This window comes from Sphaerospermopsis aphanizomenoides BCCUSP55 (assembly GCF_001586785.1).
GTDB classification, from domain to species: Bacteria; Cyanobacteriota; Cyanobacteriia; order Cyanobacteriales; family Nostocaceae; genus Sphaerospermopsis_A; species Sphaerospermopsis_A aphanizomenoides_A.
This window is the reverse complement of the sequence record NZ_LUFH02000247.1, coordinates 1-1,079: the sequence shown is the minus strand read 5'-3', so window position 1 is coordinate 1,079 and position 1,079 is coordinate 1. Positions and strand designations below refer to the sequence as shown.

The 1,079-nt window shown below is 41.1% G+C and carries 1 protein-coding gene and 1 pseudogene; one reads left to right on the top strand and one right to left on the bottom strand.

Annotated elements, in window-relative coordinates; translation table 11 throughout:
• Window positions 1–98: 98 nt before the first annotated feature.
• Window positions 99–509: a hypothetical protein gene (locus tag A0J48_RS26620; protein ID WP_200327569.1), complete on the top strand. Its 411-nt coding sequence runs from the start codon at window positions 99–101 to the stop codon at window positions 507–509.
• Window positions 510–518: 9 nt separating this feature from the next.
• On the opposite strand, the pseudogene A0J48_RS26615 reads toward A0J48_RS26620, so the two are convergent.
• A pseudogene (locus A0J48_RS26615) lies at window positions 519–1,079 on the bottom strand (hypothetical protein); the annotation flags it as partial.

Here is a 1,079-nt window from a genome sequence, read left to right as displayed (position 1 = left end):
TTATGCTTCGCAAAAATAGTGAGAGTAGAAAATTCATTTTTCCATGTAATACACGGTAAAAATTTGTTAACCTAACTGTGTATTACATGGTAAAGTTTATGCTGAAACGGGATATCCAAGGGAAATTTGCCCTCAAAAACGATGATTACCGTCAAGTACGCTCACTGAGACTGACTGATGACACATGGAAAGCATTGGGCATAGCTGCTGAATGCTTAGGAATAACAAGAGCAGATTATTTAGAAGAAATGGCGAAAAGCAACAACCTACCAAGTAATACATGGGAAGAAGAAGACCCATCCCCGTGTATTACACGGGGAGATAAGAATCAAGATCAACAACCTGACATCGCTGAAACACATATACCAACACCGCCCAACATGACAGAACTTGAAGTTTTACGCGACCAAGTGTTACAGGAACTAAAATTGGGTAAACAATCCTCTGCGTACAAAACAACCCAAAAAGCTCTAAATCAATTCATCACTCTATTGAGCAAAAGACTGTAAATTTTGTAACTACTCTCCAACCTTATCTCGTTGTGGCTTGCGTTGTCCAACACTTCTACGCCCATTTTTCTTAGGAACTGCTTCAACGGTAGATGGCTCAGTTGTTAAAGACACCGCTACAGTCTCAGAACTAGATGTATCTTGTGGCATTTCCTCTGAAACTACAGTAGCATCCTTCTTAGAGCGAGTTTGTCTCTTCTTGGGTTGGGTTTGTGCTTCTGCTGTCTCCGTAACAGAACTGGGTATATTCTGTGTCATTTTCTGAGTATCCTGTATCATTTCCGTTACTACAACAGCTTCCTTCTTCTTGCGCGTTTGTCTCTTCTTAGGCTGAGTTTGTACCTCTGCTACCTCAGTCATAGAAGTTTGAGAATCCTGCGTCATTTCTTGGACGTTCTGTGTAGCTTCCGTAACTGCCACAGGAGATTCCTTCTTTTTCCGAGATTGCCTCTTCTTAGGTTCTGGGCTACTAACTATTGTTTCTAAAGTAGAAGTATCAGCCTGTACCGTCTCCTTCTCAGAACGTTTTTTACGATTAGATTTAGTAGTAGCAGTAGAAACAGGTGCAAC

Excerpts from the sequence above, each read along its gene's own strand:
- A0J48_RS26620 (WP_200327569.1), top strand. The coding sequence starts at position 99 with ATGCTGAAACGGGATATCCAAGGGAAATTTGCCCTCAAAAACGATGAT.